This window comes from Protofrankia sp. CiP1_Cm_nod4 (assembly GCF_982290645.1).
In genome coordinates this window covers 1-9,056 of the sequence record NZ_CEVIVC010000176.1, presented here as the reverse complement: position 1 = coordinate 9,056, position 9,056 = coordinate 1, and the positions used below count along the sequence as shown (strand labels likewise).

Annotated in this window: 6 protein-coding genes; all 6 read right to left on the bottom strand. The window is 64.4% G+C overall.

Going from position 1 to position 9,056, the window contains the following annotated elements; all coding sequences use genetic code 11:
* Positions 1 to 176 precede the first annotated feature (176 nt).
* The 6 genes from AC5LSR_RS21695 to AC5LSR_RS21670 all read right to left on the bottom strand — a co-directional run bounded on the left by AC5LSR_RS21695 (position 177) and on the right by AC5LSR_RS21670 (position 8,706).
* Entirely contained in the window at positions 177 to 2,213 is a 2,037-nt protein-coding gene (locus tag AC5LSR_RS21695; RefSeq protein WP_250284142.1) for a TIR domain-containing protein, read from the bottom strand.
* 119 nt (positions 2,214 to 2,332) lie between these two features.
* Positions 2,333 to 2,932, bottom strand: a complete 600-nt coding sequence (locus tag AC5LSR_RS21690; RefSeq protein ID WP_493468912.1) for a hypothetical protein — start codon at positions 2,930 to 2,932, stop codon at positions 2,333 to 2,335.
* Entirely contained in the window at positions 2,929 to 4,470 is a 1,542-nt protein-coding gene (locus tag AC5LSR_RS21685; protein WP_250284139.1) for a hypothetical protein, read from the bottom strand. Before AC5LSR_RS21685 ends, AC5LSR_RS21690 begins: the two co-directional genes overlap by 4 nt.
* Positions 4,457 to 6,610 carry a hypothetical protein gene (locus AC5LSR_RS21680; protein WP_493468911.1) on the bottom strand — a complete coding sequence of 718 codons (2,154 nt, stop codon included), beginning with the start codon at positions 6,608 to 6,610 and terminating at the stop codon, positions 4,457 to 4,459. The genes AC5LSR_RS21685 and AC5LSR_RS21680 overlap by 14 nt, the downstream gene beginning before the upstream one ends.
* A gap of 379 nt (positions 6,611 to 6,989) precedes the next feature.
* The gene (locus tag AC5LSR_RS21675; protein WP_250284134.1) at positions 6,990 to 7,829 is read right to left on the bottom strand and encodes a hypothetical protein; all 840 of its coding nucleotides are present in this window, start codon (positions 7,827 to 7,829) and stop codon (positions 6,990 to 6,992) included.
* A gap of 190 nt (positions 7,830 to 8,019) precedes the next feature.
* Complete coding sequence (locus tag AC5LSR_RS21670) at positions 8,020 to 8,706, bottom strand: Crp/Fnr family transcriptional regulator (protein ID WP_493468910.1); 687 nt, start codon at positions 8,704 to 8,706, stop codon at positions 8,020 to 8,022.
* Between the last annotated feature and the right edge of the window lie 350 nt (positions 8,707 to 9,056).

The window sequence follows — 9,056 nt, the reverse complement described above, 5'->3', positions numbered from 1 at the left end:
AGTGGGCGGGGTCAAACGGTCGTAGCGACGCTCCGATAGGATGATCGTGTTGGGGCGGGGTCAAACGGTCGTAGCGACGCTCCTCGGCTTCAATAGTATGAGTCGACAAAAGGTCACAGTTCAAGAATTCGCGACAAATTCAGACCGGATTACCAGCCATCGACTGGGCCACGTTCTCACTTCATCCTACGCTTCGCGAATTTCAGTATCGAACGTGCAACGTTCGCGAGCACCTGCTCGGCTTCCTCCGTGGACAGCGAGGCCAGCGTCTTTCCGCCTGGGTTCACATGCTGGAAGCGCTCCAACTCCGGCATTTCTTTGTAGGTACTGGCCCGAACCAGGATCGGTATAATACGACAGCCGTCACTTTTCGCAGCAGCCAGGAGAGCGGGAAGCTCTACTTTTCGAATAAATTCGGAGGCAATAAAGTCCCCGCTGACGAGTAGTACCGCGAAACGTGCCCGGCTGAGCGCGGCGTTGATTTCTTCCCGCCAGTCGTCACCAATCTCGATCCGCTTGTCCGACCAAATGTCAAGAATGCCGTCACGTTTCAGTGAAGTCAACTGGACAAGGAGACGATCGTGCCAGTCCGTATCGACATGACTGTAGCAGATGAACACGTGTTCACGGGGAACCGGCAGTCGCTTGCCCGCCATGGACAACAGCTCGTCCCTCCGCAGTTGACGTAGGAAAAATATCAACTGGGGATCGTCCGCGATTATTCGCCTGCCACGGGAGTCATAGAAGAAGTGACGTGCGATCGAGCCGTCTGGATCGAGGCCCGGCGAGCTGGAAGTCACGAAGATTTTTTCTATCGTAGGCATGAGATCCGACGATCGGTTCTGGACGTCGTCCAGCGCCAGGATTCCGTCCTCCGTCTGGCCGAGAGCCAACAGCAGATCGATGCAGGTCGCTTTATCGAGATCATCCATGGCGGCAAACGTGTTGACCGCGGATCCATACTTGTCTCTCAGTTCCTTAGTCACGTTCGCGCGGGCCGTGGGTATTTCCGCCTGCACTACCGTTGGCGTCAGCCTAGACTCCTCAACACCAGCGATCATCACTAGATGAGAACACAGGGACTGAGCGGTTATCAGGCTTCCGGCCGCGGCCTGGACGATCTCCTGCCTTCGGTCGAACGATATGTTGAGCGCGGCTTCACCTTTTTCCACAAGTTCCAGCACCTGCTTCTCACCGGCTCGGCCAAGACGGAAGACACGAATCCGGTTCGCAATGTCGAAACTTATACTGACAAGCGTGGCGGCGGTGTCCGGGATTCCGACTATCACGAGCTTTCCCGGAGATCCGGCATCGTCGGCCAAACGTTTCAGGTAGTCAACTATACGACCTTGAAGGTCTTCGGGGAGGCGGTGAAAATCGTCTATCACGAGCAGGCCGACATGACCTTCAGCGGGCAGCCTTCTGATCCGTTCAACATCTCCCGGTATACGAGCGCTGTACGTCTCGACTTTTTCGAGCCGCTGCGAGTCCTGATCGATGGCACATTTCAGGAGAGTCGTCTTACCGATCCCGGAAGGTCCTTCCAGAACTATGCAGAGGCCATGCTGGCGTAACGCCAGACGAAAAGGTATGTATTCTTCCGGTGCCACGAAGGTGACAGTCGGGACACCCACCGGCCGGAAGACGTCCTCCAGTCGGTTAGCCGCATCCCTGACGAGGTCGACACCTGGGAAGCTCGGCTCCACATCAGGCTTCGCCCGCTCACTCAATACCGGCCTCACAGAAATTGATGCTGGAAACTGTGGTGCCGTAGGCGGTTCCGCTCCTCCGCGCAGTACCGCTGACACCCCGGACAACAATTTCTCCCGAGCGGCGACCTCGTCCAGACCGAAAATACCAAGAGAGAAAATTGGCATGAACCGGTCAGGTGGAGGAGAATCGTCAACCCTGATCGGAAGCACACGCCTGGCAAAGCCACGTGGATCAGCGCTCCAGGCAGCCATCCATTCTGCCTGTCCGAATACTGAAGCAGCGTAGGAGCTCGACAGGATTACAAGCATCCGATCGGCTCGCGTGATACCTTCCTGTATGCTGTGGAGCCAATTCGTCCCGGGTGCGAAATCCCATGTCTGTAGCAGCACCTGATAGCCGGCTTCCTCCAGCGTCCAGGCGATCCATTCGGCCCAGGATGTGTCCGCGTGTGCGTAGGACACGAAGAAATCCCAGCGGTGCTCACTTGAGTCCTGCCCCACGGGCCTCACTGTACTCCTGTCGCGACCAACTAGGTTGCCGCCCGTAACCCGGGCGCTTCAGGCCGGTGCCAAGGAAGCGGACCGGCGATGACGGAAGACAGAGAGAGCGGAGTCGCGGATCACTGCCTCGACGGGTGCGGCCGCTCTGATACGGACGGGGTGGACGAGTTCACCTGCGACCATTCACGGTCGACATCGTTGGCCCATTGCCGGATGGGGTGGACACAGCTCTGGTCATGCCCGGACGCGCAACGCGAGCCGTTCCATGACAGCAGCGTCGCGCAGACCACCAGTACAGCGAGTCCCCTGGAAAACCGCCGCGGCGCCGCCGCATACCTCGGCAGCCGCCGAACGAACCGGTCGGCGACGCGGGCGAGATCGTCGATCAGCATGCCGAACCAGTAGACAGGCCGGAGCCCGAGCTTGCAGCAAGCCGTAGCCTGGCCGTAATCGATCAAAAGGCCCAGATAGCGGAGGCCGGAGACTGCCGTGCGGCCGGGGCCGACCGACTCGCGCAACAGCCATGGCACCGTTTTCCGGCAAACGACAACCGCCAGCCAATAACCCACCCAGAGCAGCAGCAGTGCCCATACCGCCTGCGCGGCAAGCGTCCACGGCCCGGCCGGGAACTTGCCGAACAGATACTTCGCGATCTGCCCGACCACCGACTGTCCTGGTAGGTCGGGCAGCGCGCTGGTCGCAGCCAGGGGGACAGTCACCTGGGCTCGTCCGGCTCATCGGAAGACGAGCCCTTGGACGGGGAGTCGATAGACCGCGTCTCGTCACGACGCAGCCCCCCGCCCCGATAGCCCAGCCGTGGACGTTGCTCCGCATCATCACCCGTGCCAAGCAGCACGCCGGCCGCCGCGAAGATCCGCTGAGCCAGGTCGTGTTCCAGCCACCCCTTCTCCGCCGCGATGACGAGCAGCTCGAACTTGCGCTGGTCGTCAGCGTGGCGGCGGGCGCTCAGGTTGCTCAGTGGCACGGCCGGGCCCGCCGGATCGAACTCAACTCGCAGCACGTCGGGGTCGAGGCCCTTGTCGAGCGCCTCCCGAATGAGCTGCGCTCTGGCCAGAGACGCGACTGTCCTGGCCTTGGTGATATCATTCTCGATCCCCTCGGTGACAATCCTCTTGGCGGGCTGCTCCAACTCGGACGGCGGTCGCAGTTGCACACCGGCGACTGTCAGCTCGATGCACTCCCCGACAGCGAAAGTACGTCGACAGATCCGTTCGTCGATCGCCTGCTCAGCAGCTCGCAGATTATTCCAACTGTAACTTCTGGTAATTTCACGCAACCACTGTGCAACCTCCCGCTGGCACCAGCCAGATGGATCATCGATAGGATTACGCATCCACAGAGCCGGGTCACGGATCCGCCAGCTAATGTCGATCTCGGCATCCACCAGGATCGATGAATCGCTGGTCGAGAGCTTCGTCACGAAGGGCTCGGTTCGGGTCGAGGTGTCCACCGGCTGTCTCGGTCCACCGAACTCGACCCGGACGCTTTTGAGACTGACCACCAAGCCATGCCCGGGATCTATCGGCTTGTCGGCCAACCGCGAAAGCACCGCGACCTGGGCCTCGGCCACGCGGTCGTACTCGAAAGCCGCGATCACCCCGCCCACCTCGCGGACGAGGATCTCCTCGCACAGCTTCCCGGGCTCGTTGACCTGGTCCAGGTACCAGCGCACCCGGTCTTCCACCTGCCAGGAGAGGCCGAGCGCGACGGTGAGCAGCACTCCGTCCGCTGCGGGCAGGCGACAGGTCACCTGACCGAAGGTGGCCGACCGCGCTGTCGGATCCTCGGGAATGTCCGGCCACAGGGTGAAACTCGTCAGGGACGCGTAAGCGCCGTGGCCGGACAGCTCGAGACGGCCGGCCAGTGTCTTCTCGACTTTCTGCCGCCCTCCATCCGTCTCGGTCGGATCGATCGCGACGGTCATCCCTGTGATGTGCGCAAGCAACAGCTCCTGGGTCGCCGCAGTGAGATCGGGCGAGCCGGCGCGCAACCAGATCCCGGCGTCCACCAGCTCCCAGCGATAGCCGGCCCGGAAGCGGAAGTTCACGCTGGAACGGTGGCTGGGCGCATGCCCCTCGAAGCTGCCGAACGCCGATCCCGTCACGTCATGACGGTTGGTGTATCTACCCCATTTCCGCTGCCCCAGTGTCGGCTCCTGGTTGAGCGGCAGGTAATCTCCTCGCCCGTTTCCGTACACGAACATGACAGTTCGGCTGCTGCCGTTACCGGTTGTCATCGCTGTCGTCGTCCGATCTTTCTTCCGATCGCTGATAGGTAAGTTCCACGGCTTGGGGGAAGTCCTCCTGCCAGCGGTCGAGGTAGTAGCTCAACCGTTCGGAGTCACGTCCGCTACGCAGCGAGCCGAGGACGATGTCGACAAGTACTCTGGTGGGCTCGCTGTCCCCTTCCGCTCTGAAATACCAGCCACGCAGCACCTCCATCGTCCGGTCCTGCGCATGCCGGCTGTTCTGGGTCTGGTGGAGGAGCGTGGCGACCGGCTCCACCAGGTTCGTGTCACGTAGCGCCAGGCTCAGCAGGGCTGGCCTGGTCGAACCGGTCGCGGTGTCGGTCGCGACCGCCATGGCCGCGATCCGCAGGAAGCCCTCGGCCGCGACAGCCTGCCGCCGCCTGTCGGTTCCGCTCCACTCGACCAGGCGGTCCAGCACGAGCCGCGCGTTCGCCTCGCCGGTGATGAACAGGTTGAGCAGGCTGAGGCCCACGGCGTGACGCAACGGGCTCGCGGCCTGATGGTCACCCGGCATCGAGTCGGCGAAGGTCCCCAGCGCGTCGAGGGCGAGCTCCGGCATCCGGGCGCCGATGCCCGCGCCCCAGACACGCACGGCGGTCAGCCTGCGGAACGGATGCTGGCTGTGGGTGCCCCAGTCGAACACCATCCGGTGCACGTGCGGAGCCAGCTCCGGCTCGCCGTCAAGCACCTTCAACGCACTGACCGCCACCTCCCGGTGCCGGGGCGCGGTGCTGTCCGCCCAGGGCAGCAGAAACGTCCGGCGTGCTTCGTCGAAGCCGTGCGCCGCGATGACGCCCGCCGCCGCGCCGGCACGGACCCGCACGGCCGGGCGAGGGTCATTCGCCAGGCGGCGTACCAAGCCGCTGATCAGCTCATGGCAGTCGACGTGCTCCCGCCAGAACCAGTCGAGAACCCTTCGCTGGTAGCCGTCCTTGCGGAAACGGACCGCCTCCACCGGAGCGAGCCCGTAGCCGGAGTCCTCCAGCGAGTCGATGATCTCGGCATCCGCCGCTTCGATAAGCGCGCCACGGCCCGGGCCCAACATGTGGCGCTCGTCGGAAACAGACTCCGTTTCCGCACCCAGCTTCGCTCTCAACGCACGCAGATCCTGTTCGAACGAGCGAGCGACCCGAGCCACCACGCGGTAGGGCAGACCGTTGAGGATGGCGAGCGTAATCACGAACGCGATCAGTTCAGGTGTGGAAATCTTACTGATCCAGTCCGTGAAGCCTTCGGCCACATGGCCGTCCACCCAGCTCTGGACCGCGTCAAGGCCGTCGGGCACCGTCCGCGCATAGGCGACGCGACGAGCGAGCTCGGTGATGACAGCGGCGTGCTGGCCCTCTCTGACGACCTCGTGGAGCATCTTTTCGACCGCACTGTCGGCCAGCGGATCGACGGATGACGCCTCCGCTGGACCGGTCGTCTGGATGCTCCAGCCGTCGGGATTCTCCTGGAACCACCCGTACTGCACGGACATGATGGCCTCTGCCGAGGCGGGCCGGCCAACATCGATCACGTAGCGGCCCACGTCGACCAGGTTGGGCGACTCACGACCGGTGATCACCAGGTAGCTGCCCCTGGATGCGAAGTCCTCAGCCAACCGGTCGAGCCGCACGGAACCGCTGAGCAGCAGCCGGTAGTCGAGATTCTCGATCAGGAATCCCGCGTTCTCGGGCAGTTGCTCAATGTCGAGCGTGCGCGGATCGGTCTGCGCGTCTATGCGGAAGATTTTCTCCCGGACCACACAGCGGCTGAGCATCGCGAGTCCGAGCGACGGCCGTCCGAAACCGGGACGGGCACACACCATCGCCAGGTGAAGTCGCTGCAGCCGCTCGAGTGCCGGCTCGAAACAGGCTGGTGCGGCGAACGCGGTAGCGGTCCAGGTGACGACGTCGGTGGGGATGTGCGCCCAACGGCCGGCCAGCCGTGCCTGCCGTTCGCCTGATGCCTGCGCGTCCCGCTTCCCCGATCCGTAACCGCTCCTGCCGTCACCGTCAGTGCCGAACCGCCCAGCCCCGGCACCGACACCGTCGGGCCGGCTCTCCGTGTCACGGGCCCGCCCGCCCCGGCGCGGGCCGGTCGGGACCTCGTCCCCGACGTCGTAACCCGTACTGGCGAGCAGCACGCTATTGGCAGTGATGGTGGCACCGCGAAAATCGTTGTAGAAGCGACCCGATCCTGGTCCGGCGAACGCTCCTGGCCCGCCGGGAGGCACCGGGCCGTGAAAATTGCTCGCCGCTTCCTCGATGTCGCTCGGCCTGGCGAACTCCTCCTCGGCATCCTCTGGGGTCGGCCCGGAGTCGTCGGGATTCGACGTATCAGCCGCCTCACCAGCCCCTCGCTCGGAAGCTGGGGGTGATGAATCCGCTGCCCTTTCATCGCCTTTCCCGCCATGCGGCGTGCCAGCGGCAACCTCGGAGCCGGTTTCCGCGGATGACGATCCACCGTCAGCTGATTCGACCGATCCCAGACCAGGTTCGCCCGACGAAGCGGAGTCCGGATTCTCAGCGGCCATCGCCGTCGACCTCGTCGAACGGGTTGGCGCCATGCCCACAGCCGATGTCGCGGCCAGCTATGCGCGGCTCGTCGAGATGACTACCTATGATCACGATGTTGCCGCTGATGACGTCGCCGCTGGCGCTATCCCTCCTGGTATTGGCGTCCCGCTGTCCGGTATCGGCATCCCGCTGCCCGCTGTCCTTCCCTGGCCTGCCGGGAAAGGGCGGTGGGGTGGGGGCGCCGGGCCGCTGTCGCCAACCGTCCGCGTTCGGCACGTAGATCCAGGCTCGGGTCCGCAGGCTTTTGATCGTCACGTCGACGCGCTGGTAGGCGCTTGGTGGGACCCGGCCGTAGTCCTCGGCGACCACGGACTGGTACACCCGGTCCGAGACGATGACCGCCAGATCGGCCTCCGGCGCGGCGGTGAACGCTTCGCGCAGCGGATCGGCATCGACGAGCCGGCACACCTCGACCGCGTGCCGGCCGCTGATGACATCGTCGTCGATGAGAACGTCGCCGTCATGGATGGCGACCCGCAGTCGCATCCGCGCGGCTGGGCTGGCGCGCTTACGGTCGTGCCGCAGCGCGGTGGCCAACCGGTCGAGAAAGGTGTCGGTCAGGTCAGCGAGGGACACCGCTGGGTCAATGGCGATCAGCAGACTGTCGTATCGGTCCTGTATCGACGGCGCGGTGCCGTGCCGGGCTGACAGCCCGACCGCGTCCAGGCCGTCCTCGACCACCAGTTTCAGCCGATGCCGTAGGTCGACCTGTGTGGGGGTGTCACGCTCGCTCGAGCCCTCGATGTCGACAACCACGAGCCGCCGGTTGACCGGCCGATGCACCATCGGGCTCCTTCCAGACGACCTTCGGAACGCCATCCGGCAGCGCCCGTCCGCCTATATGGTCCGCACTTCGGGCCGCAGCATTCGATCATCGTGGTGCGGCGCCGAGTGGCACGCCTGAGTGGGCGTGCAGATGCGTCCTACCGGAGCGCTGGCGGCGTCAACTACGCCATTGGCACATTTTCGGGCTTGGCTACTCTGGCCTTTTGAGCTCATTGGCGACCCGCGCGAGACCCGCCGGATCCAGCACAGTGAACCGCCCACGGCTGTAGTCGATCAGCCCACGGCTACGGAGCTCGGGCAGTTCCCGGCTCGCCGAACGCAGGCCCACGCCGGCCGCGGCGGCGAGATCCTGCTGGGTCAGCCAGATTTCGATGACGGCCCCGTCCGCGATCGACCGGCCACGCCACTCGACAAGATCCAACAGCTTACGCGCGATCCTCACCCGCGCCGGTGTCATCGGTCCGAGAACACGCTCACGATCCGCGTCACGCAGCCGGGCGACGAGGGCGGACATGATGTCGGCCGCCACCTCCGGTCGGTTACGCACCTCGCTGAGGAATACCGACGCGGGAATGACCCATACTCGGACCCGGTCCACCGCGACGACGGTCGCGCTCCGGGGCACACGACCGATGACGCCCATCTCACCGATCATCTCTCCGGCACCGCGGTAGGCGAGGACCGTGGTGCGGCCGTCGTCGGTGGCCACGGCAACCTTCACGAGCCCACGCTCGATCAGCATCACCATGTCGGCGACCGAACCGTGCAGCATCAGGGTCTCGCCCGGCGCATACCACCTGGGTCGACCAAGCGCTCGCAACGCGGCACGCGTAGCGGCACCGAGTTCTCCGCCCGCCGCGAGCTCTTCGTCGCTCACCGGACACTGCCATTCCGACGTGAAGACCACCCTCGCAGGCCCCTGCCCACGCGTCTGAACCGCGGCACCGCCGTCCGAACACCGAAAACCCTCACCACGTCCATATCCGACCCCCGCCAGTCGCGACCGATCGGGAGCATAGCGTGCACAGTGGATGCCAGATGCCATATCCGCACCTATCTGGTTACCAATACGCTCTTACACTGGATCTATTCGCTACTTTCAGTGATGCAGCCAGCCGGTTCGTGTCGTTGACGCTATGGCGGGCTCGACCTGGAGGTCTGGCAGGGGAGTCACCAGACGATCTGGAGGCCTTCGGGCGCGGCCGGGTGGTGGGGTTGGTGGGGAGA

Coding starts and splice junctions, on each gene's coding strand:
- AC5LSR_RS21675 (WP_250284134.1), bottom strand. CDS start 7,829: ATGGTGCATCGGCCGGTCAACCGGCGGCTCGTGGTTGTCGACATCGAG.
- AC5LSR_RS21685 (WP_250284139.1), bottom strand. CDS start 4,470: ATGACAACCGGTAACGGCAGCAGCCGAACTGTCATGTTCGTGTACGGA.